The organism is Rummeliibacillus sp. NPDC094406 (assembly GCF_044763875.1).
Lineage (GTDB): Bacteria > Bacillota > Bacilli > Bacillales_A > Planococcaceae > Rummeliibacillus.
Map to the genome: position 1 here is coordinate 143,230 of NZ_JBIWGZ010000001.1, position 24,264 is coordinate 167,493.

At 35.5% G+C, this 24,264-nt stretch carries 20 protein-coding genes and 1 pseudogene; 18 read left to right on the top strand and 3 right to left on the bottom strand.

Translation table 11 applies throughout. The features are described from left to right. Nucleotides 1-23 precede the first annotated feature (23 nt). On the bottom strand, nt 24-1,559 hold the full coding sequence (locus ACIQ4I_RS00660) for a CoA-acylating methylmalonate-semialdehyde dehydrogenase (protein WP_403091874.1): 1,536 nt from the start codon (nt 1,557-1,559) through the stop codon (nt 24-26). 257 nt (nt 1,560-1,816) lie between these two features. Here ACIQ4I_RS00660 and ACIQ4I_RS00665 point away from each other — a divergent pair, with 257 nt between their 5' ends. Then, entirely contained in the window at nt 1,817-3,406 is a 1,590-nt protein-coding gene (locus ACIQ4I_RS00665; RefSeq protein ID WP_403091875.1) for a PucR family transcriptional regulator, read from the top strand. Between the two features lie 210 nt (nt 3,407-3,616). Here ACIQ4I_RS00665 and ACIQ4I_RS20700 read toward each other — a convergent pair. Beyond that, nucleotides 3,617-3,784 (bottom strand): annotated as a pseudogene (locus tag ACIQ4I_RS20700) (IS5/IS1182 family transposase); the annotation flags it as partial. A 674-nt stretch (nt 3,785-4,458) separates the two neighbouring features. On the opposite strand from ACIQ4I_RS20700, the gene ACIQ4I_RS00670 reads away from it, so the two are divergent. The 11 genes from ACIQ4I_RS00670 to ACIQ4I_RS00720 all read left to right on the top strand — a co-directional run bounded on the left by ACIQ4I_RS00670 (nt 4,459) and on the right by ACIQ4I_RS00720 (nt 15,546). Continuing rightward, nucleotides 4,459-5,700 (top strand): Zn-dependent hydrolase, encoded by a 1,242-nt coding sequence (locus tag ACIQ4I_RS00670; protein ID WP_403091877.1) that lies wholly within the window; start codon nt 4,459-4,461, stop codon nt 5,698-5,700. Between the two features lie 13 nt (nt 5,701-5,713). Beyond that, nucleotides 5,714-7,120 carry a dihydropyrimidinase gene (gene hydA, locus ACIQ4I_RS00675; RefSeq protein WP_403091879.1) on the top strand — a complete coding sequence of 469 codons (1,407 nt, stop codon included), beginning with the start codon at nt 5,714-5,716 and terminating at the stop codon, nt 7,118-7,120. A 30-nt stretch (nt 7,121-7,150) separates the two neighbouring features. Continuing rightward, on the top strand, nt 7,151-8,494 hold the full coding sequence (locus ACIQ4I_RS00680) for an NAD(P)-dependent oxidoreductase (RefSeq protein ID WP_403091881.1): 1,344 nt from the start codon (nt 7,151-7,153) through the stop codon (nt 8,492-8,494). 20 nt (nt 8,495-8,514) lie between these two features. Continuing rightward, on the top strand, nt 8,515-9,786 hold the full coding sequence (gene preA / locus ACIQ4I_RS00685) for an NAD-dependent dihydropyrimidine dehydrogenase subunit PreA (protein WP_403091883.1): 1,272 nt from the start codon (nt 8,515-8,517) through the stop codon (nt 9,784-9,786). A gap of 71 nt (nt 9,787-9,857) precedes the next feature. Continuing rightward, on the top strand, nt 9,858-11,348 hold the full coding sequence (locus tag ACIQ4I_RS00690; protein WP_403091885.1) for an NCS1 family transporter: 1,491 nt from the start codon (nt 9,858-9,860) through the stop codon (nt 11,346-11,348). A 12-nt stretch (nt 11,349-11,360) separates the two neighbouring features. Beyond that, nucleotides 11,361-11,579 (top strand): hypothetical protein, encoded by a 219-nt coding sequence (locus ACIQ4I_RS00695; RefSeq protein ID WP_403091887.1) that lies wholly within the window; start codon nt 11,361-11,363, stop codon nt 11,577-11,579. A gap of 471 nt (nt 11,580-12,050) precedes the next feature. Then, on the top strand, nt 12,051-12,404 hold the full coding sequence (locus tag ACIQ4I_RS00700) for a hypothetical protein (RefSeq protein WP_403091889.1): 354 nt from the start codon (nt 12,051-12,053) through the stop codon (nt 12,402-12,404). A gap of 481 nt (nt 12,405-12,885) precedes the next feature. After that, the gene (locus tag ACIQ4I_RS00705) at nt 12,886-13,332 is read left to right on the top strand and encodes a LytTR family DNA-binding domain-containing protein (protein WP_403091890.1); all 447 of its coding nucleotides are present in this window, start codon (nt 12,886-12,888) and stop codon (nt 13,330-13,332) included. Between the two features lies 1 nt (nt 13,333). Further along, nucleotides 13,334-13,759, top strand: a complete 426-nt coding sequence (locus tag ACIQ4I_RS00710; protein ID WP_403091892.1) for a DUF3021 domain-containing protein — start codon at nt 13,334-13,336, stop codon at nt 13,757-13,759. 1 nt (nt 13,760) lies between these two features. After that, nucleotides 13,761-14,720, top strand: coding sequence for an ABC transporter ATP-binding protein (locus tag ACIQ4I_RS00715; RefSeq protein WP_403091894.1), 960 nt, complete (start codon nt 13,761-13,763; stop codon nt 14,718-14,720). After that, a complete protein-coding gene (locus ACIQ4I_RS00720) occupies nt 14,674-15,546 on the top strand; it encodes an ABC transporter permease (RefSeq protein ID WP_403091896.1) in 873 nt (290 codons plus the stop codon). Before ACIQ4I_RS00715 ends, ACIQ4I_RS00720 begins: the two co-directional genes overlap by 47 nt. A gap of 123 nt (nt 15,547-15,669) precedes the next feature. Here ACIQ4I_RS00720 and ACIQ4I_RS00725 read toward each other — a convergent pair whose 3' ends face one another. After that, nucleotides 15,670-16,278 (bottom strand): TetR/AcrR family transcriptional regulator, encoded by a 609-nt coding sequence (locus tag ACIQ4I_RS00725; protein ID WP_403091898.1) that lies wholly within the window; start codon nt 16,276-16,278, stop codon nt 15,670-15,672. A 421-nt stretch (nt 16,279-16,699) separates the two neighbouring features. On the opposite strand from ACIQ4I_RS00725, the gene ACIQ4I_RS00730 reads away from it, so the two are divergent. From ACIQ4I_RS00730 to ACIQ4I_RS00755, 6 genes are all read left to right on the top strand, one after another. Further along, entirely contained in the window at nt 16,700-17,887 is a 1,188-nt protein-coding gene (locus tag ACIQ4I_RS00730; protein WP_403091900.1) for a dihydrolipoamide acetyltransferase family protein, read from the top strand. Between the two features lie 14 nt (nt 17,888-17,901). Beyond that, the gene (pdhA, locus tag ACIQ4I_RS00735; RefSeq protein WP_403091901.1) at nt 17,902-18,972 is read left to right on the top strand and encodes a pyruvate dehydrogenase (acetyl-transferring) E1 component subunit alpha; all 1,071 of its coding nucleotides are present in this window, start codon (nt 17,902-17,904) and stop codon (nt 18,970-18,972) included. Next, complete coding sequence (locus tag ACIQ4I_RS00740; RefSeq protein WP_403091903.1) at nt 18,969-19,949, top strand: alpha-ketoacid dehydrogenase subunit beta; 981 nt, start codon at nt 18,969-18,971, stop codon at nt 19,947-19,949. The genes pdhA and ACIQ4I_RS00740 overlap by 4 nt, the downstream gene beginning before the upstream one ends. A 266-nt stretch (nt 19,950-20,215) precedes the next feature. Next, nucleotides 20,216-20,740, top strand: coding sequence for a sigma-70 family RNA polymerase sigma factor (locus ACIQ4I_RS00745; RefSeq protein WP_403091905.1), 525 nt, complete (start codon nt 20,216-20,218; stop codon nt 20,738-20,740). Further along, nucleotides 20,730-22,181: a DUF5050 domain-containing protein gene (locus ACIQ4I_RS00750; RefSeq protein WP_403091907.1), complete on the top strand. Its 1,452-nt coding sequence runs from the start codon at nt 20,730-20,732 to the stop codon at nt 22,179-22,181. The genes ACIQ4I_RS00745 and ACIQ4I_RS00750 overlap by 11 nt, the downstream gene beginning before the upstream one ends. A gap of 741 nt (nt 22,182-22,922) precedes the next feature. Continuing rightward, the gene (locus ACIQ4I_RS00755) at nt 22,923-24,116 is read left to right on the top strand and encodes a M20 metallopeptidase family protein (RefSeq protein ID WP_403093318.1); all 1,194 of its coding nucleotides are present in this window, start codon (nt 22,923-22,925) and stop codon (nt 24,114-24,116) included. Nucleotides 24,117-24,264: the final 148 nt, after the last annotated feature.

The following is a 24,264-nucleotide window of genomic DNA, read 5'->3' on the forward strand; positions in this document are numbered from 1 at the left end:
CTCCTTTAGTTATTGAATTCAACTTACTTATTTGTTTTCAGTTCATCATTACTAGGGAAGGCAAATGAAGTAGTCGTGTCTTCTGATTCATCTGGCCATCTTTCTGAAATGGTTTTTGCTTTTGTAAAGAAACGAGCTTGATCTGGACCAAACATATGACCTTCACCAAATTTGGAACGTTTCCAGCCACCAAAATTGTGATAGCCAACTGGAATTGGAATTGGTACATTGATACCAACCATCCCAACTTCGATTTCTTCTTGGAATTTACGAGCTGCAGGGCCACTGTTTGTGAAAATTGTTACACCGTTACCTAGTTCGTGATCATTAATAAGGTCAATTGCTTGTTGCAATGTTTCAACTCCGACAACGATACGAGCAGGTCCAAACACTTCTTCTTTATAAATCGTCATTTCTGGTTTTACATCATGAAGTAAAGTTGGTCCTAAGTAGAAACCGTTGGATGTTTCGCAAATACTTGGTGTACGGCCATCAACCGCTATACAAGCACCTTCTTCTAGAGCCAGGTCGATATGTTTGATAATGTTATCTTTCGATTGTTTTGTTATGACTGGTCCAAAGTCAACTGCAGGATCTGTATAAGGTCCAACTTTTAAGTTCGCGATTTTTTCTTTTAAGATTTCGATGAATTTTTTTTCAGTTTCAGCACCTACTGCAATTGCTCCTGAAATCGCCATACAGCGTTGAGAAGCTGCACCATAAGCGGCTCCAAGGAACGCATTAGCCGTTTGTTCAAGGTTGGCATCTGGCATAACGATCATGAAGTTTTTACCGCCGCCAAATGCAGCTACACGTTTATTGTTTTTTGTACCTGTTTGGTAAATATATTCGGCAACAGGGGTAGAGCCAACAAATGAAATGGCTTGAATCGTTTTGTTTTCTAAAAGCTCATTTACTGCATCTTTATCGCCGTTAATAACAGTCCAAATACCAGCTGGTAGTCCTGCTTCTTTCCATAAATTACTTATAAATAGAGCAGAGATTGGTACACGTTCAGAAGGTTTTAATATCACTGCATTTCCAACTGCCACTGCCATACTTGTAATTGCAAGTGGTACCATAACAGGGAAGTTAAATGGTGCAATACAAGCTACAACGCCTAGTGGTGATTTTGTAGAAAAGGCGTTAATATTCCCACCAACGTTTACGGAATACTCTCCTTTTAACATTTGAGGAGCAGCAATTGCCATATCGACTGATTCGATGCCACGGACAATCTCACCTTTTGCATCTTCTATTGTTTTTCCGCTCTCTTCACAAATCACATCAATTAGCTCCTCTTGACGTTCAACTAATAACTGACGGAAACGGTGTACGATTTCAACACGTTTGCCGATAGAAGTGTTTTTCCAACCAGGAAAAGCTTTCTTTGCAAGTTCGATCGCATTTTGAACTTCTGCTTTTGAAGCTAGTGGAACTTGGGCAATGATTTCACCTGTTGATGGATTATAGACATCTGAATAACGAGCACTTGTGCCAATTACCTCTTCACCATTAATAAAATGAGCTAATGTTTTTACTTTTTGTTCAACTGTCATAATAAAAGCACCTCTTCCTATTAGTTTGATTCATTTATCTAGGTTTTCATTTTTGAAATATTGTTCGATTTAAGTCTAACAATTTTCCTATGATATACGAATAGACAAAACGTTAAATAAAAGTTTATGAAGTTTTACTAATCGTAAAAAGTGCTAAGATGATATAAACTAGAAAAAAATGCATTTAATAAGAATAATAGCGAATTAACTAGATGGGTAGTGAAGAATACGTTTTAAGGGCGATTGGGGGATTACAAGTGATTCAATATACATTGCAAGTAAAAGATGCGATGGAAAGTCAACAATTTAAAAGTGCAGAAGTGGTTGCAGGGGAAAATGGACTACAAAAGATGTTCAAATGGGTTCATGTAGTCGAGATTGTCCAAATTGAAAACTTATTAGCTGGTCATGAACTGATCTTAACGACTGGGATTAGCTTAAAAGAAAGTAATCAGCAATTTTTAGTTTTTGTAAAATCATTAATTGATTCCAATTGTGCTGGCCTATGTATTGAATACGGAAGTTACATTCGATCAATCCCTAAAGAAGTTATTGCGTTAGCAAATACACATGACTTTCCAATTATTGTTTTTCATGAAGTCGTATCATTCGTCAGTATCACACAAGATTTACATAGTGTAATCATGAATCAACAGTATTTAATGATTTCTACGCTTGAAGCTTATTCTCAACAACTGAATAAAGGTGCTTTAAGCGATCAAAACATCGATGGAATTTTAAAAAATATGCACAATCATTTAAACAGTCAAATTATGCTCGATATTCAGGGAAGAGAGACGATTTTTTATCCTAATATGACACATAAAAAACGTCAAGATTTTCTAAAACGGCTTGAAAATGAGGATGAAAAAAATCTAAAGAAAAGACAACCAATTTTTATTCTTGATCAGCATTATGCAGATATGACGATCTTTAAAGAAAATGGTGTATTTACAGAATTTGAGATGTTAATTTTTGATCGTACTGCAACAGCACTTGCACAAATTTTGATGCGTGCGTTCTATATTGAGGAAAAACGTGATATTGAAGATGCACAGACATTATCGTATTGGATTGACGATAAGCTTAAAAAAGAAGAAATATATAAATATGTCCTTTCACACCATTCTAATTATGAGAATAATGGTGGGACAGTGTTTATATTATCTTCACCTCAAGGAATCCATAAATCACATGAAGATATCGTGTATAGCAAACTTTACTATCGAAATTTATTTGAACGAAATGGATTTGTGCCATTCTTATTTGAACGTAAAAGCTACATTGTTTTTATTTTATTAAATAAGCAGGGCTCACAAACAACGAGAGTTTATTTAAATAAAATTATCAAGGCATTAAAGGATTCTGAATTTTACGTAAAGCAACAGAAAAAGGGCTATCAATTTGCAGTTGGCAAAATTGTTTCTTGCATATCAGAAATCTCAAAGAGCTATCAAACCGCATTAGATACACTTTATATTTGTCGTAAAGTAAAGACGAACTCTTATTTTTATGATGATTTACACCTTTTTCATTTAATTTACAAATTGCAAATGCAAGTGAATTTAAAAGAGGTCGTCAATGATTATTTACAGCCAATTATCGATTACGACAAACAACATAACGGACGATTAATGGAAACATTAGAAGTTTATCTACAAACAAATGGTTCCAAGCAAGAAACAGCAAATCAGCTCTTCATCGTTCGCCAAACACTGTATCACCGCTTGAAAAAGCTTGAAACATTACTAGGTAAAGAGTTTATGTCCGGTCATAATCGTATTACACTTGAATTTATGCTTCTAGCAAATACATTAATTGAAGGTTCAGATGAAAAAAATAGATAAAGTGAGACTTCACTTCAGAGAAAGGCGCTGAAAACAACCGGTTTTAAAAGGGGGAGGTTTTTTAAAATCAAAATCCGGCATTATTAGTTCAATGTTGAACAAATAATGCCGAATTTCTTAGTTTATTTTTCCTCTTTTTCAAACAGCAATTTTCAAAATTCGTTTAAGATTGACGGCAAATATCGTTATGCGCCTTGAATTTCCATGCTGTGTAATCTCATTGAGGCCATAATCTAGACAGTATGTTGTTTTAAGTTCTTCTAGGATAAGTGAAAAGTCGAAGAAGTTCATTGATTTGGTGAAGCATGTTGTCTTTCGGCACAATTATAGCGTTCTTTGCCTAAAAGGGCTTAAGTTTAGGGATTCTTGATTTGAAATTGTAGTTAGTTCCTTTTATTACAAAGGAAATGCATCCTGTTTTTAGAGCTTTTTCAAGATTTTTCAATTTGTCACGTGAGTTGATTGGAGTGGAGAGCGGCGACTCCAATGGGAAAAGCGAGAAAGTCGAGCCCCCAGGAGCAGAGCGATAGGGCGCTGAAAAAGTAAAAATAGATGTAAATTTATAATAAAAATCTTGTAAAGCTATTTTCGTTGAAGTGGAATTAGCGGAGACTCCTGTGGGAAAACGAGCTAGACGAGACCCCGGAACGCAGCGAGGAGGCTCGTCAGTTCGCCCACGGAAAGCGGAGCTAATTCCACTTCATTCAATAGCAGATATATACTATAAATATTTGTATTACTACACTTTTTCAGTGGCCTCGCCCGCGGAAAGCGTTCGCTCGGAACGGAAATCAACGGATTCTTAGGAAGAAGCAAGTTCTTGCTAATACATGCTAATCAGACTTTTTCAGTACATTCCTTCAGTGGTGGTCATAATACAAGTTACTATTGGAAAATCATATATTCATAAATTGCCTCATACTATTTTAATGCTCGAATAGATTGACATATTATAAGTTACCAAATTATACTTAATCTAAATTTTCTAAAAATTCTTTCATCTTTGTGATTTAAAGCTTATTAGGGAATAAACCAATTGAGGGGGATATCTCATGTATACGTGTAACAAGAGTAGACTTGAAGAAACGCTTAATGAGTTTAGTTCGTTTGGTAAGACACCAAATAATGGTGTAACACGGCTTTGTTTCTCACAAGAAGATGTACAGGCAAGAAACTATTTTCGCAAGTGCTGTGAAGAATTAGGGTTAGATGTTGCTTGGGACGATATGGGGAATATGTATGCAAAACTTGAGGGTAAAAAGGACATGCCTCCAATCGTTATTGGTTCACATCTAGACTCAGTAGAAAAAGGCGGACGGTTTGATGGAGTTTTAGGTGTTTTAACAGGACTTGAAGTCGTTAAAACATTAATTGATCACAAACAAGAGCTGGATGCACCAATTGTTGTCATGAACTTTACGAATGAAGAAGGGGCAAGATTCGACCCTGCGATGATGAGTTCAGGCGTTTTAGCAAATAAGTTTGAAAAGGAAAAAATGCTACGCTCAACGGACAAAAATGGTGTGATATTCAAAGATGCACTCAAAGCGAGTGGCTATGTTGGCGATGAGTCGAATAGATTAAAGAAAGCGCTTGCATATTTAGAGTTGCATATCGAACAAGGTCCAGTGCTTGAAAGTGAAGAGCTTGAAATCGGTGTTGTTGAAGGCGTTCTAGGTATGGTGTGTTATGAAATAACAATCACTGGTGAGTCAAATCATGCAGGTACTACACCAATGAAATTACGAAAAGACCCATTCTTATTAGCGACAGATTTGATCACAGAAATGCGTAAACAATTAAGTGATATTGATGATGAACTAGTCTTTACAATAGGGCGAGTCAACGTAACGCCAAATATTCATACAGTCATTCCAAATAAAGTTGTTTTTACTTTAGAAGCGCGTCATCAAGATCCTAGAAAGATAAAGGAAGTTGAAGAGGTTATTTTCGGATTACCAGAAGAAGAAAATGGCTGTCGAGTTTCCTTTGAGAAATTATGGAGTCGAGATACTGTAGAATTTGATGAATCCATTTGTGCCCATGTTCAAAATGCATGTGAGGAATATAGCTACTCGTTCAAACGTATGTATAGTGGAGCAGGACATGATGCGCAATTTATGGCAAGTTATATTCCTTCTGCTATGATTTTCGTACCAAGTGTGAATGGGAAAAGTCACTGTGAGGAAGAGTTAACAAGCTTCGAAGATTGTGCTAAAGGAGCAAATGTTTTACTGCGTACGGTACTTGCTTTACAACAAAAAATTTCAAAACAAGAATTGAAAACATTGTAAGGGAGCTAACAGTATGAAAAAAATTATTACAGGTGGAACAATTGTAACAGCAGCAGATCAGTATGTAGCAGATTTATTAATCGAGGACGGCAAAATTACAGAAATTGGACAAGGTATTAAATCAGAAGGTGCAGAAATCATCAATGCGACTGGAAAATACGTTTTCCCAGGTGGAATTGATCCGCATACACACTTAGACATGCCTTTTAATAACACTGTAACTGATGATGATTGGGAATCTGGTACTATTGCGGCTGCATTCGGTGGAACTACTACAATACTAGATTTTTGCCTAACTACTGGTGAAGCTAGATTACTAGATGCAGTCGATAAGTGGCATAGCAAAGCGAAGGATAAGGCTGTCATTGACTATGGTTTCCATTTAATGATTGCTGATCTAACAGAAGATACATTAAATCAGCTTCCAGAGGCATTAGAGGTTGCTGGTATTAATTCTGTAAAAGTATTTTTGGCTTATGCAAAGGAATTCCAAGCTACTGACCGTACATTATTCCAAGCGTTTAAAGTAGGGAAAGAAAAAGATGCCATTGTGATGGTGCACTGTGAAAATGGTTCTGTCATCGACGAATTAGTGGAAGAAGCAAAATCATTGGGACACACAGAACCAATTTATCATGCACTTACTCGTCCGCCTCAATTGGAAGGCGAAGCCACAAAACGTGCGATTGAATTAGCGAATCTTGCGGGTGCTAAGTTATATGTTGTACATGTAACCTGTAAAGAAGCAGTAGATGAAATCATTCGTGCACGTGAGAAGGGCTACCAAGTATATGGCGAGACATGCCCTCCTTATTTAGTGCTTGATCAAACAGCATTAGAAAAACCAAACTTTGAGGGAGCAAAATATGTTTGGTCACCACCACTACGTCCAAAAGAACACCAAGAAGTTCTTTGGAATGCATTAAAGGCAAAACAATTACAAACAATTGGATCTGATCAATGCTCATTCAGCTTTAACGGTAAAAAGCAACTCGGCAAGGATGATTTCTCTAAAATTCCAAACGGTGGTCCGTTCATCGAAGATCGCTTAAGTGTTCTTTATTCTGAGGGGGTTGCGAAGGGACGAATTACATTAAATGAATTTGTTGATTTAGTATCAACAAGTGCAGCAAAAACATTCGGTTTGTTCCCGCAAAAAGGAACAATTGCAATTGGTTCAGATGCAGATATCGTCTTATTTGATCCAGATGTAGAACGAGTGATTTCTGCAGAAACACATCATATGAGTGTGGATTACAATGCGTTTGAAGGTCTTGAAGTAAAAGGTGAGCCGGTAAGTGTATTAAGTCGTGGTGAATTTGTCATTAAGGACAAAGAGTTTGTCGGTAAACTTGGAAGTGGCCAATATATTCGACGTGAAGTGAAAAAAGAAGAAGAAAAACCAGTAATTACAAAATAAAACACAACAAAATAACAGGGGGCAATAGCTATGAAAGAGTTGAGCTCATTGGAAAAGAATTTTGATGAAGCCCATGGTGGTTTAACGCAATACGCTGCTCTTGAAGAAGCGAACCGATGTTTATTTTGCTATGATGCACCATGTATAAAAGCATGTCCAACAAGTATTAATGTACCTAGCTTTATTAAAAAGATTGCATCGGGTAATTTAAAAGGCTCTGCACAAGTGATTTTGGATTCTAATCCAGTTGGTGCTAGCTGTGCACGTGTTTGTCCAACAGAAGAACTTTGTGAAGGTGCATGTGTACTTAACCATGCTGAAAAGCCAATTAAAATTGGTGATTTACAGCGTCATGCAACTGATTGGGCTCGAGAAAATGAAGTCACATTGTTTGAAGCTGCACCAAGTAATGGTAAGAAAGTTGCCATTATAGGAAGTGGTCCTGCAGGGCTATCGGCAGCACGTGAACTGTGTCGATTAGGCTACGCTGTCACAATTTACGAAGCAGAGGCAGAGGCTGGTGGCTTAAATCAATATGGCATTGTTTCATTCCGCCTACCACAGCATATTGTTCAATGGGAAGTTGAGCAAGTAAAGAAACTTGGAGTAGAAATTAAAACAAATCATCGTGTTGGAGACAATATTTCAGTAGACGAACTGGTCAATAATTACGATCGCATACTGATTGCAGTTGGTATGAATACAGTACCTAATCTCGAAATTGAAGGTGAAACGTTAAATGGTGTATACGATGCCATCGACTTTGTAAAAAGTACAAAGAATGTAATCACAAGAAACTTTGTCGGTAAAAGTATAGCTGTCATAGGCGCAGGTAATACAGCGATTGATGCAGCGACATGCTCGATTCGATTGGGAGCTACACAAGTACAAATTATCTATCGTCGAACTGCAAATGAAATGACTGCATATCCGTTTGAATATGATTTTGCCAAGCAAGAAGGTGTTGAATTCCGTTGGCTATCTTTACCGAAACGTATTATTGGTGATGATGAAGGCAATGTTATTGGATTAGAGTGCGTAAGAATGGAGCTAGGTGAGGAAGTTGAGGGAAAAGCGAAACTCCATGAAATCAAAGAGTCAAATTTCATCATTCAAGTAGATGCAGTTATTCGAGCAATCGGACAGACAAGGCATATAGAATTAATCGAACAGTTTGGTCTTGAACATAAACGAGGAATTGTAGAAGTTGATCAAGAAACGTTACAAACATCTAACCCAAAAGTTTTCGCATGTGGCGATGTAATCTATGGAAATGGTTATGGTGATGCAACTGTTGTATCAGCTGCACAACAAGGAAAAGATTGTGCGTATGCAATTCATCGACAATTTGAAAGTATATCCGAAATCGCGTAATTCCTTGAGGGGGGACTATTATGGCAGATTTACGAATTAACTTAGCCGGTATTGAATCACCAAACCCATTTTGGCTTGCATCTGCACCACCGACAAACTCAGGATATCAGGTGCAGCGTGCATTTGAAGCAGGTTGGGGAGGTGCTGTTTGGAAAACATTAGGGGATCCTATTTTAAATGTTTCATCTCGTTTTGCTGCAGTAAGCTTTAATGGTCAACGTGTTGCAGGGTTTAATAATATCGAATTGATTACAGATCGTCCTCTAGATGTAAACTTAAAAGAAATCTATGAAACAAAAAAGAGATTTCCGAATCATACCATTATTGCATCACTTATGGTAGAGCCAAAACAGGAAAAATGGCATGAAATTGTAAAACGTGTAGAAGCTGTGGGAGTAGATGGGTTCGAATTAAATTTTGGATGTCCACATGGAATGGCTGAACGTGGCATGGGATCTGCATCTGGGCAAGTACCAGCACTCGTTGAAAAGCAAACCGCATGGGCGAAAGAAGCAGCGACTAAACCTGTGATTGTCAAATTGACACCAAATATTACAGACATTACTGTTACAGCAGAAGCTGCTGTTCAGGGTGGAGCTGATGCAATTAGTATGATCAATACAATAAATAGTTTAGCAGGAGTCGATTTGAATACGTGGAATACAATCCCACATGTTGCGGGAAAAGGTGCTCACGGTGGTTACTGTGGTCCAGCTGTTAAACCAATCGCACTAAACATGGTCGGGGAGTGTGCAAGAAATTCCCATATAAACGTACCGATTTCTGGTATCGGAGGTATTTCAAATTGGCAAGATGCAGCAGAGTTCTTATTGATGGGTGCAACAGGTGTGCAAGTATGTACTGCAGCTATGCATCATGGATTTGGCATTGTTGAAGATATGATTGATGGATTAAATAATTATTTAGATGAAAAAGGACTTGCTTCTGTAATGGACTTAGTCGGTCGTTCGGTACCAAAATATTCTGATTGGGGCGACCTTGATCTAAATTATAAAATTGTCGCGAATATTAATAATGATGTGTGCATTAATTGTAACAAGTGTCATATTGCATGTGAAGACACCTCGCATCAATGTATTGATCGCTACATGGATGAGGATACAGGCAAGCCGATGCTTAAAGTACGTGAAGAAGATTGTGTTGGTTGTAATTTATGCTCCATTGTTTGCCCAGTTGATGGTGCAATTACAATGAAAGAATTGCCTCATACTGTACCTGCAATGACATGGAACGAGCGCCAAGCGATTCTTAAATCATTTGCAAGTAACTAGTTGTTTTTGTAAAAATGCAAGGTTGCCAATTTCTAAAGCCAATTGAATATTCGAATATGGAGGTTATAAAAATGAGCAATAACAATGATTATTTAAAGTCTCCAGATTTGTTGCCAATTACTCATGATCAACGAAAGATTAGTGCATTTGGATTTTCAGTAATTTGGATTGGAATGGCCATCGTACTTGCAGCATTCGCAATTGGTGCAGCAGGCATTATTCATTTATCTATGCCTATGCTAATTGTAGCCACACTAGTTGGATCGCTTCTTATAGGGATTTTCATGGTGCTCATTGGTGATATTGGAATCGAGCATGGTTTGTCTTTCCCTGTATATATGCGTGCACCATTTGGTACATTTGGGACACATTTGCCATCATTCATGCGTGGTTTTACAGCTTCATGCTGGTTTGGAATCAACACGTACTTTGGTGCACTGGCTATTAACGGAATATTAAATATTCTATTTGGTTTCGATAACTGGTTAATATGTTTCTTTTTATTTGCGGTAGTACAACTCTTTAATACGTCACTCGGGATTAAATCCATTGAACGATTTGCCGATTTAGCAGCTCCAATCATAATATTAATATCCTGTTGGATGTATATTACTTTAGCAGATAAAGCTGAAGCCACAGGGAAAAGTGTATGGTCGTGGGTAGAATCACCAACTACAGGAATGGCAGCATTTACAGCGTTTATGATTGTCGTGATGGCAAATATGGGATTCTGGGCAACCCTTGCAGCGGATATGCCTACCTTATCCCGCTTTTTCAAAGCACCTGCTAATGAGCGCAATTGGTTTAAACGTAACCGGACACAACTTGTTGGCTCTCTAATAATCATGCCAATTGTCAATACATTCATGATTGTCATCGGTGCCGTGTGCTATATGGCAGTGGCGTCGGCTGATCCGATTAACGCGTTACAGCAATCAGCAAGTGGCTTTATCTTAGCAATTTTGTTATTAATGATTGTCCTAGCACAATGGTCAACAAATACATCTGCAAATGTGATCCCTGCAGCGACGATTTTCTCAAATATCGGTGGTCCTCGAGTACCTTTCTGGGTTGGTGTAGTGATCGCGGGCATTATCGGAACGTTATCACAGCCATGGAGTTTATTTGAAATGTTAAATTCTGTCCTACTCATTATTGGTGGAATCTTAACATCGATTGTTGGGATATTGTTTGCTGATTATTATCTGTTACGCAAACGCCGTATAAATGTACAAGGTCTATATGAGTCAAATGGTCAATTTAGATATTTGGGAGGTTTTAATTTAGCTGGGTTAATCTCTTGGATCATTGGTGGAATTATAGCAAATATTTTCCCAACGTATTCATCATTAATTGGCTTTTTCGTAGGAGCAGTATTGTATTATATTCTTGCGAAATATTGGTGGTTTAAAAAGTATCCACAACAAGAAATATTGGATCCGGATGATGAGAAATATTTAGGTATTACAGTTGGAAATAGTTGGACGATAGATTCGTATGAAGAACCAGCCTTTGTACCTGAAGTAGCACAAAATATAACTACAGATGTAAAACACCAATAGAGGAGGGAGCATATGTCAGAATATGTGCAAGTAGCTGCTGAAATTGCGCAACTTGATGCACTCTTAAATCAGCAATATCTGATTGAATTGATAACTGAAAACTTAGATGGTGCTCAAGTAGTTCTTGGATTTGAAAATCATCAGACAGAAATGAACATTACAACTGCTGAAGCTCGTAAATACCTGACAGTAAAGTTACAAGAGCAACTAAATAAGCAACCACAAAAGTAAACTTCAAATGTAATTCAAAGACTAAAAGCAACACCGAATAAAATCGGTGTTGCGTTTGGTCTTTTTTAATTACAAATAAATGTAAAGATAAATGAAAAATACTAATGTTATATGAGTAAATATGTTAAATTAATGCCGCAATTTATGAATCCGTCAGCTAATGTCAATATGCTGCTTATTTTTTATTAGCATTTTTTCTAGTCGTATTATCTATTGTCTGGCTTACTATTGTTATTTCGATTATTAATGTTATTCGCAAATGGTTTATGAAATCAAGTGTCCAAATCACTTTTAACAAAACTACATGGATAGTACTTGTTTTAATCGACGTTCGAATTGCAACTGAAAAAGCATAACGAATACAACTTTAGAGAAAGCTTTTTCTGTTTTACGACAATTTGTCCCAAGTTCTGCCAAAGATTATCCAAACATACTATTGAAGGAAGAACAATTTTGTTTGGAGGTCAAAGTATGAGAAAAAAACTATTTATTCTTCTAGGTATTATATTTTCAAGTGCAATAATTATTTGGTTTACTTCAATCAAAATTAATCATGATGAACAAACGTTAGTTCAAAGTATGGCTGTATCTATGGATGAACATTATAGAGTAGAGGAACTATTAGAAACACTTTATAAAGAATTAGAAAAAAATTACGGAGAATTAGTATTAAGTTTTTCTCCTGATGAACGGATACTTACAGTAAAAGTTAAGGATCAAGAATTTATCGTAAAAAACCAAGTGGAAATAAAAAAACAAATTAATGAAATTGCGAAAAAAATGAATATGGAAGATATAAAAGTAGAAATTAAAACAGGATTATAAATGAGTCAATTTCATTGTTCGTTATTTAACCTAAAAAAAACGAACATATTACTTTTGATTAGAATTTGTTTACTCTATATCTTATGGAATGTAATGATGGAGCGAACGACGGCGACTCCTGCGGGATAAGCAAGCCAATCAAGACCCCGCACGAACGTAGTGAGGAGGAGGCTTGATGCTTGCCCGCGGAAAGCGTCCGTCTGTAGCGAAAATGAAAAATTTATCATTTATTCAATTCAATCGTATAATATTCGTATTTTGTAAATAGAAAAGTATTTATGAAATTGATTCAAATAAGAAATTAATTAAAAAAGCTGATCAGTCCTAGGACAAATCAGCTTTTTCTTATGTAAACTTTTTTGGAAATGCAACTTAGTATACAAAAACAACCACTTAATCCAAAATTTTATCCTCTTAATAAAAAATAAGAAAATACAGAATTTTATATGTTATATTCAAAGTGAAGAAAGGGGAGCGGCTGATGAAGGTTAATGTCACATTGGATGACAAATATCAAGAAATTGAAGTTCACATAAATGCACACAGCTTTGACGAAGAAGTTGAACAGTTAATGAAACAACTAAAAACACCGGTGACAAATGTTATCGATGGATATGTTGATCAAGAAATTCGAATGTTAAAAGTTGCAGAGATTTACACTGTCTATGTCGAAGCTGGGAAAGTGTATTTTCAAACAGATGAAGAAGAGTATCAGTCTAAAAAGAAGTTATTTGAGATTGAAAGAATGTTTGATAAACAATTTTCACGTGTCAATAAATCGATGCTTGTGAATGTAGACCATATTCGATCATTTCAGCTGGATTTGCTTGGCACGACAGAATTAATTTTGCATAATGGAACAACTGTCCATGTTAGTCGCAAATATCTAAAAGATTTAAAGAATAAATTGGGGATAGGGAGGGAGTAATATGTGGGGATTTGGAATGTTGCAATCAGGTTTAATCGGCTTCCTTATCAGCCTGAGTACCTCTTACTTTATGGTTACACTAGATGTATTAAATACAAATGCAACAGTAACCGGGCAAGAACTATTAGAGCAATTTATCGTAGCCGCAATCCTTGGCATTGCTATTGGCATTTGTACAATGATTTACCAGATCGATCAACTATCGTATTTTGTTCAAATCATCATTCACTTTATTTTGGTCACAATTTGCGTTTGCGTTGCAGGGTATTTTGGTCATTGGTTTGATTTTAATAATATTTGGTCTTTTGTCAATATTTTTAAAAGCGAATTGATTATTTATACGATTGTTTGGTTCTTCTTTTATACAAAAGCAAAACATGATATTCGAGAGATGAATGAATTACTTCAAAAAAGGCAGGAGATGTAAAATGACGAATGCTATAGAAGTACAAAACTTGAAAAAGAACTTTCGAGATGTTGAAGCTGTTAAGGATATTTCTTTTGAAGTTAAACAAGGTTCACTGTTTGCTTTTTTAGGAACGAATGGTGCGGGCAAATCAACGACAATTGATATTTTATGTACTTTAACTAATAAAACAGCAGGCACGGTGAAAATTGCGGGTCATACAATTGGCTCAAATCATGCAAATGATCAGATTCGAAATGAAATCGGGGTTGTATTCCAGGATAGCATATTAGATGAGCGATTGACCGTTTACGAAAATATTTGGCATAGAGGGGTTTCCTATGGCTTAAAGCATGAAGAGTTGAAAACAAATTATAAATTTGTCGCAACTCATTTACATTTAGATGATATTGCAAAGAAAAAATACGGTAAACTTTCTGGTGGTCAAAGACGTCGTGCGGATATAGCACGTGCACTTATTCATCGCCCATCCATACTATTTTTGGATGAACCAACAACGGGTCTTGATCCAAAGACTAGACAATTTGTTTGGCAAGCAATTAAACAACTACAAGAAGAAACGAACATGACAGTATTTTTGACAACTCATTATATGGAGGAAGCAGCAGTAGCGGATGAGATTGTCGTTATTAAAAAGGGAACTATTGTTGCCCAAGGAACACCAAATGAGCTCAAAGAACAGTATGCATATGATCAATTGATCATTTTGTTTCAAGAGGATGTTAAGGGAGAGAATTATTTATCTTCCTATAAATATAAACAACATCAAGATACATTTGTGATACCTCTAAAAACTACGAAGGATGCACTTTCTATATTGAAGGAAGTAGAACCAGTAATCCAATCTTTTGAAGTCATAAAGGGTTCAATGGATGATGTGTTCATCAGAATTAATGAGGAAGGGGAAATGGTTCATGACAACAGTAATGAGCTTAGTAAGCAGACACTCGAAAGTATTTAGGAGAGAGCGAACAACAGTCTTTTTCTCACTATTATCTGTCATCATCGTGATTTTACTTTACGCTTTGTTTCTGCAGAAGACACAACTAGATTCCATCTCCCAAATGGTGAAAGTCACTACTGATATAAAAGCAATGGTTAATGAGTGGATGGTAGCGGGGCTACTCTCAATTTTAGCCATTACAACAACACTCGGTGCTTTTGGAATTTATGTTCGTGATTTAGAAACGAAGAGAGCTGCAGATTTCTTGACAATGCCCATTTCTAGAGGTACGTTGCTTGTAAGTTATGTCATCAACGCATTTTTCATCGGTAGTGTATTTTCAATTATCGCTTTTATAGGTTGTGAAATTTTCCTCGTATCTTCTGGTGGAGAATGGGTCGACTTTTCAACTTTCCTTCAAATCATTGGTGTGTTACTACTAGCTGTCACTTTAGCGAGTACTTTTAATTTACTTTGTACGCTTCTAGTAGAATCACAAACTGCGTTTTCAACATTAAGTACAATTATTGGTACTGTTATTGGTTTCTTATGTGGTGTTTATGTTCCAATGGGCGCACTTCCTGATTATGTTCAAAAGTTTATGCTATATTTCCCTTTAAGCCATCCAACTGTCATGTTAAGAGAGCTATTTATGAGTGATTCATTAGACAAAGTCTTTAAGGGAGCACCACAAGCGAAGGAAGAATATATGTCCGTATACGGAGTTACCTATGAATGGCAAAATCATATCATGACACAAACTGCTCATTTGTCCGTTATTGTAGTAGCTGCTATCGTATTCTGTGGTTTATCGATTTTGATTTTTCGATTAAAGAATAAATAGAAATAATGTAAATACGTTATTCCAAAGAAAATTAATGCCACAAAGCCAAATTTAGCTATGTGGCATTTACTATGGAGATATTTTATAGGTTATAACATATTAATATCTAAAAATCCCATGAAATTATTGATTATAAAGACCATACATATAGATTTGAGTTAAATTTTTTGCAATCGACTCTTCAGTAAAAGAAACTCGATTATGAATGATATCCCAGAGGAAATGCTCAAGGTTATAAAATAATATACGTGCTGCTATCTCAGGATCAGTTTCCTCATTTGCTAGGTTTAAAGACTGTGAATAAGTGATATCACTGCAAATTCTTTTTATAAAATTTTCATTAATGTATCCCCATTTCTCTTTTAGTAACTGACTTACTTGAATTCCTTCATAAAAAAGTAAAAGCTCTGTTTTATATTTTTTAGCTAATGATAAAAATTGAAAAATTTGGGATCTGATTATTTCGTAAGCTTCCTCAGTAGTTTTAGGTTCGAATTCTATATCTGCAACTGAGTAAAATTCATCCATTAAACCTGTCATAAAGTGGGCCAATATTTCATCTTTACCTTCCGGAAAATGAATATAAACTGTACCATGTGCTGCACCAGCCGCCATTGCAATCTTATTTACTGTAGTGTTTTTGTAACCTAAATCTTTGAAAATATTTTGTGCTGCCATTAAAATTTTTGCTTTTGTTTTTAAGGATCTATTTATTCGGCCATCTATTTTCATATTACACCCCAAAAAAATTTATTGACGATACGTCATATTTAATAGCAATATACGCATACAATTTTAGTAATATGACTGAACGTCATAAATATAGAGAAGAAGGGGTTACTTGCTGCCATCCCAATGTAAATCGGATTTTTTGAATTATTAGGTCCTTTAGCAGAACAAATAGGTCTTTCTCTTATGCTCTCTATTCTTAATAGGAACATTTCCTGCATTTTGGTAGCGTTTCCAACATGCGATAAGGATCTATTTTTTCTCAAAATGGAGGAGGATATGTTTAAAAAATTGTATTTGCATTATTAGATCAACAACTTTCTAAAAAACAGACAGAATTATACAGATTGCACAATCAAAAATATTCGTTGCGACAAGCAGCATCAGAGATTGTCTATCAATTAATGTAAAGGGGGCATGTTGAATGAGTTATCCTTTAAAATTTGCCGATATCGGGGAAGGAATTCATGAGGCTGAAATTATTAAATGGTATATCAATGTAGGGGATATTATAGAAGAAGATCAACTAGTGTTGGAAGTTCAAACAGATAAAGCTACGGTGGAAATTACATCACCAAAAGCTGGAAAGGTGGTATATAGAAGTGGAAATGAGGGTGAGCTATTATATGTAGGCGATACGATTATAGATATTGAAAATAATAACGAATCGAATATTTTAGAACCTACAAGTAAAGTAATAGAACAAGATGATGCTTTAAAAAGCATATCAAAAACTATCAATAGAGTAATTGCAGCACCAAGTGTTCGGAAATTTGCACGCAGTTTAGGAGTCAACTTATCTGATGTTAAAGGTTCTAAAGAGAATGGGAGAATAACCAAACAAGATGTACAAGAATACTTTTCAGAAGCTAATAAAAATCCCAAACAAAATGACGAGAAAAATCCTGTATTAAATGAGGATGCTCGAATTCCAATAAAGGGTCTAAGAAAGCAAATTTATAAGAATATGGAGAAATCCGCATTTACAATTCCTCATACTACTGCTATGGATGAAGTCCAAGTTGATGCACTAATCCATTTCCGAAAAACACTAGATACTATTACTGACGTAAAATTAACATATATGCCTATTATTATAAAATTTATTACTGAAGTATTAAAGAAAAATCCTATATTCAATGCATTATTAGATGAAGAAAACAAGGAAATTATCTTGAAAAAACAATATAATATTGGCTTTGCCGTTTCTACAAATGAGGGGATAATTGTACCTGTCATTCATCAAGCTGACCAAAAGTCTATAGAAGAAATTGCAAATGAAATGATTGATTTACAGGAAAAAGCCCGTTCAGGATCAATAACTTTGAAAGAAATTAGCGGAGGTACTTTTACGATTTCAAGCACTGGTCGACAAGGTGGAACATTTGCAACACCTATGATTAGCTGTCCTCAAGTTGCTATACTTGGAATCCATGCAATGAAAGAAAAACCCGTAATATTACAAACAAGGGAAATTGGAATTGGGACTATAATGGGAATTAGCTTATCATTTGACCATCGAATTATTGACGGTGAACCTGTTGGGAAATTTATGAAGGATTTAAAAGATTATATAGAAAAACCAGAAAGTCTATTGTTACACACTAGATAGGGGTGATTCTTTTTATGAATGAAACAGCACATAAAGTAGAACAATATAGCGTTTTAAATCCAGATGGTGAAATAATTAACGGCAGATCAATTAAAGTTAATGATCGTGAATTACTAGAAATGTATCGTTTGATGAAGCGAGCACGTCTACTTGATGAAAAACTATTAAGGCTGCAAAGACAAGGGAGGATCTGCACATATCCTCCTTTTAGTGGGCAAGAAGCAGCACAAATTGGAAGTGCAATGGCCTTAAACGAAAAAGATTGGATTTGCCCAAGTTATCGTGATTTAGCAGCTTGCCTAGTTCGTGGTATGTCAATCGAAAGAATTCTAATGTATGTTAAAGGATATGCATCAGGATGGAAAATGCCAGAAAATACGCGAATCTTACCTATACAAGTAATAATAGCAGCACAATTACTTCATGCAGCTGGAATTGCACATGCAGCAAAGATTAAGGGAGAAGATAGTGTCACTGTAAGTTATTTCGGGGATGGTGCAACATCACAAGGTGATTTTCATGAAGCACTAAACTTTGCATCCGTTTTCAAATCTCCTGTTATATTTTTCTGTCAAAATAATCAATATGCAATTAGTATTCCAGTATATCAACAGATGGCCAGTGCAACAATTGCACAAAAAGCAATCGCGTACGATATTCCAGGAATCCAAGTAGATGGTAATGATGTAATTGCTGTTTATCAAGTGATGAAAGAAGCTATTAAACGGGCACAGGAAGGTCGAGGGCCAACATTAATTGAAGCTGTCACATACCGACATGGACCGCACACGACTTCAGATGAACCAAAAAAGTATAGAACAGAAGAAGAAACAAAAAAATGGTTAGCAAAAGATCCTCTTCTTCGCTTACAAAAATATTTAAAGAAACAATTATTGTTGACAGATGAAATGGATAATCAGATTCTACAACAAACAAAGAAAGAAATTGAAAATGCGATTCATATCGTTGATAATACAGTACCGGATTCATTAGATACTGTCTTAGGCAATGCCTATAAAAATCCTCATTTATTATTACAAGAACAAATTGAATGTTGTTCGAAAAAAAGGGGGATTACAAAATGACTGAAATGACAATGGTTCAAGCTATTAATCAAACAATTGAATTAGCCCTCGAGAAAGATCCAAGTGTAGTTTTATTGGGTGAAGATGTTGGAACAAATGGAGGGGTTTTTAGAGTTACAGATGGTCTTATTAATAAATTTGGTAAGGACAGAATAATTGATACACCACTTGCAGAATCAGCAATAATTGGAACAGCTTTTGGGATGAGTATTAATGGATTAAAACCAATAGCAGAGATACAATTTATGGGGTTTATCTATGAAGCAATGGACCAAATTGCTAGTCAAGTGGCTAGGATACGATTCAAATCAGCAGGTAGATTTAATGCACCGCTTGTAATTCGTAGTCCATATGGAGGGGGAGTTAGAGCTCCTGAACTCCATTCAGATAGTTTAGAAGCATTATTTAGTCATACCCCCGGCTTGAAAGTAGTAATGCCTTCCAATGCTTATGATGCAAAAGGGCTTTTACTTGCTGCTATAGAGGATGAGGATCCTGTACTGTTTTTAGAACCAATGAAACTTTATCGTGCATTTAAAGAAGAGGTACCGGATCATCCATATACTATTCCCATTGGAAAAGCAGCAACATTAGAAGAGGGAAATGATATTACAATTGTTTCTTGGGGTCCTCCAATTATTTTACTAAAGAAAATCGTCCAAATTTATAAACAAAAAGGTATTTCAATTGAGCTAATTGATTTAAGAACTATTGCGCCATTAGATATAGAAACAATTGTTAAGTCAGTAACAAAAACAGAGAGGCTAGTAATTGTTCATGAAGCTGTCAAAACAAATGGTGTCGGTGCTGAGATTGCAGCATTAATAAGTGAAAGAGCGATTTTTTCTCTAGTAGCTCCTATTATTAGAGTAACGGGATTTGATTCGCCTTATCCAGTAACAACCGTTGAAGAAGAATGGCTACCTAACTTGGAGAGAATCTCGGACGCTATTGATCAAATTATCACGTATGATTAATATAAAAGATGCCTTAAAAGTAAATGATCAAACACTAGGGAATGAAAAAATTGTCACAGAATCCAATTGTAAATAAATCATTAATTTTTTGAGAACGATGAATTTCAGTTTCATCGTTCTTTTTTTTGTCTTTTTCAAAAAATTGTTATCTATTAAAATGTTATGCTAAACTAGGAAATTCTTTTTAAATTGATTTACTTTTTTTATCAAAAATGAAACTTTTTATAACAGTGCGTTGTCTAACACGTACCAAGGAGGTAGGGCTGATGGAAAAGGAAGAACGCAATAGGCTATTACAACTGGCGATGGATTTGCATGGGAAGTATCTTGTTCGACTTGCGTATACCTATGTGAAGGATGAGGCAAAAGCTGAAGACCTTGTACAAGAAGCATTTATACAATATTACATACACCTTGAAAATTTTGAAGCAAGATCGAGTGTTAAAACATATCTATATCGTATAACGGTCAATCTTTGTCACAATCATTTAAAAAGTTGGTCACATCGTAAGCTTGAATGGACTGAAACGATTTCGAATTGGTTTGTATCCAAAGATAATCCTGAACAAGTGGCTATTAACAATGAAACAAGTGATGAAGTAAATACATTACTTGCAGCATTATCACCTAAATATAGAGAGGTACTCTGGCTCTATTATATGGAAGATTTTTCGATACAAGAAATTAGCGAAATATTAGAATGCTCTGTGAACACAGTAAAAACGAGACTTGCAAGAGGAAGACATTCAGCAAAAACGACATTTGAGGAGGGCATGCTTGATGAAAACTAATTGGAAAAGTATATTAGATCATTTAGTCCCAAAACATATAACATTAAGTCAAGAAAAAAAGCAGACAATCCTTGAAGAAGCAGAAGCACGCCTTGCTGGGCAAAAGAAGCCTAACCGCAAATGGCAACCCGCTGTTGTTGGTGTCGTACTTGCTGCAATGAGTTGTCTACTTATGGTTATGTTTTTAAGTCAAAAGTCAATGCAAAATGAGAAACAAGCAGATGAAAAGTTTGAAAGAATAATCATGCCATATGAATATTCGGACCTTATGCACGCACAATATGACTATATAAACCATTCTTTTATAATGCTAAGCTCAGATCGTAAGAGTATATTAAACTATAAATTGGATTGGATACAAGAAGAGCAACTAATTAAGCCGATTAAAGATACTATTAATGATGTTGCAGTTAACGAAGAATGGTTAGTATATGCGACTGATCAAAAGATTTACGTACAAAGTCGTCTTACTGACAAAAAATATTCATTGAATGAGAAAGTTGCCCATGATATTCAAATTTTTGGAGACAAAATTGCTTATTCATCATTTTCTTCAGATAAGCGGAGTTACCGAATTGTTAATCTTGAGTACAAAAAGATCACAGAAATTCCAATTGATTTTAAAGAAACTAGTAGTCATATAGTGTTAACTGCTCATTATCTACTAGTTTCGAATAAAGAAGAAAATCAATCAGCGATAAATATTTATAATTTATCGACTCATGAAATGAAAAAATTTAACGTATCAGCTGATAGTATAACCAATCTATCCTATGCAAACGATGCAATCTATTATCTGGCAGATGATAAACTACAACGTATGAATCCAAAAACAGGTAAAGTCACGACTATAAAAACAGAAAAATGTAATTCCTTTGCTGTTTATCAAAATTACATTGCAATAGGGACAGAGAGTACTGTAAAACTCTATACTATTTCAGATACAAAATTAAAGGACACACATGTATTCGATAAAATTTCTGCTAGACTTGTACATCCTAGGTTCGCAGAGGAGGGCGTACTCGTAGTTAACTCAGAGGATGCGGATCATTCTATCTACACATTCGATACCAATGCAAAGAAATCACATTTTGCCGGTGAAAGTAAAAATTGGAAAGCAACATACGAATATACAGGATCAGAGATTTGGAATGAGAATTATGGAAGTCTAAAATATCACAGTAAAGATAAAGGACAACTAATTATTAGTTATAAAGGTGATTTAAAGGATTTAGCTGCATCAGGCGAATTGCGCATTTCTTATGAAGCTGGTTCATCTAAATTTAAAATGAATGAAGATTTAAATGCATCTACCGTTCGAAGAGAATATAAAATGAATGATAACTCTATAGGTGGTGCACTAATGAAAAATCAAGAAATTCTTAAAGTAAGGGTAAATTGGGGAAAACATGAAGAAGAAATTCAACTGGAATTAAAGTAAAGAATAAAGATCGTTCTATAAAGTGGAGCGATCTTTTTGTTATGTAAATTAATTTCATAATGCAAAATTCATATAAATTATACGAACATTTAATGTTATCCAATATTGCAACGCTTTCGACGGTGAGGCCTTGAAAATGCATTAGTATTTCCTTCGTACGATGTTCATTCAGTGAGGTGTAATCATAGTCCTAAGGGAAAAACTTGAGCTGAAATCCCCGTGGTAACGTAGTGAAGGAACTGAAAAAGTTAAAAAAGTTGGAAATTTATAATAACAATCTTTATTTAGCTATCTTTGTTGATGTGGAATTAGCGAAGACTCCTGCGGGAAAGCGAGACAGGTTAGCCCCCGCAGCGAAGCACGGTACGAGCTTCCGAGGAGGCTAAACGCTCGCCCGCGGAAAGCGAAGCTAATTCCACATCATGCAGAAAACAGATTAATACTATTAATATTTGTATAAAATCACTTAATTAGTTCCCTCTACGTAGTGACGAGGAGATTGAAGCAAAGCCCGTGGAAAGCGCCGTCTGTAGAGGATCATCCAAATCTGTATAGTGAAAAGTAAATGTGTTAAAATGCTCGTATTTAAAAACCAAAAGTGGATATATGTATATAAATTTGTTGAAATTTCAAGAATCAAAAGGGATTTTAAAAGCAATACAGAACATATTGTATAAGATATTGAAAATAATATAATTTTTGAAATAAAAATTTATAAGGGAGTGAAGAAGTTTGGTTAAAATGGATCCATCTTTAGAAAATTCTTTAATTGAAATAAGACGTCATTTACACAGAAATCCTGAATTGTCTTTTCAGGAATTTGAAACTTCAGCTTTTATAAAACAAACATTAACGAATTGGGGTATTCCATATAAAGAAATTGCAAACACCGGGTTATTCGTAGATATCGTCGGTGACACTGAAGGAGAAACCATTGCTTTAAGAGCGGATATAGATGCTTTGCCAATCAATGAGGAGTTTGTTAGCGATTACCAATCTCAAAACAAAGGTGTTATGCATGCATGTGGTCATGACGGTCATACAGCTATTTTACTAGGAGCGGTTAAAACTTTACATAATAATCGATCACTTATCAAAGGAACGGTTCGTTGTATATTTCAACCTGGTGAAGAGGCTGACGGGGCTGCATTGAGACTAGTAAATGAAGGTGTATTACAAAATCCCAATGTAATATCAATTATTGGACTTCACTTATGGCCACATCTTCCTTTTGGTCATATTGGGATTAAAAAAGGGAATGCAACAGCTGCTTGTGATACGTTTACCATTCAAATTAAAGGAAAGGGTGGCCATAGTGCTCGTCCTCATCAAGCGCTTGACGCCATTGTAATTGGAACTGAATTGATTCAGCATCTGAATCACATAAATATTAAGAAAATCAATCCGTTAGATCCACATGTAATTCATATTGGTTCCATACACGCAGGGGAAGCTGCAAATGTTGTAGCAGATGAACTAGTAATGACAGGGACCTCGAGATGCTATTCGAAAGAGCTAAGACAAAAAATAGATGCAGAAATAAAAAATATTTGCGAAAGCTTAGCTAAAATGTGGAATGTGCAAATTGATTATCAAATGAAATTTGGTGCACCACATATATTCAACGATCATTTCTTAGCAGAACAATTAGAGAATAGTGCAAGAAGGTTTATGTCAGAGAATGAAATTGAATTATTAAATGAACCATCAATGGGAGGGGATGACTTTGGCTATTACGCAGACCAAATCCCAGCTCTATATTTCCGTTTAGGTATAGCTAAAGTAGATTCAGGAAATCTAGATTTGCATCATCCAGAATTCAACTTCGATGACCGAGTATTGGTGAGAGGCGCTGAGGTGTTCAGCCGATTTGCAGTGGATATGTTGAATGTTTATCAGCTATCAGAAAATGTAATGAATGAATCAATTTTATAATGCAAAATCCATATGAAATATACAAATAATGATTACCAATTTTGTTCATTGTGGAGCAAAAGACGGCGACATCTACGGGAAAGCTTGAGCTGAAAGCCCCGTATGAACGGAGTGACAAGGAGATTAAAGCCAAGCACGTGGAAAGCGC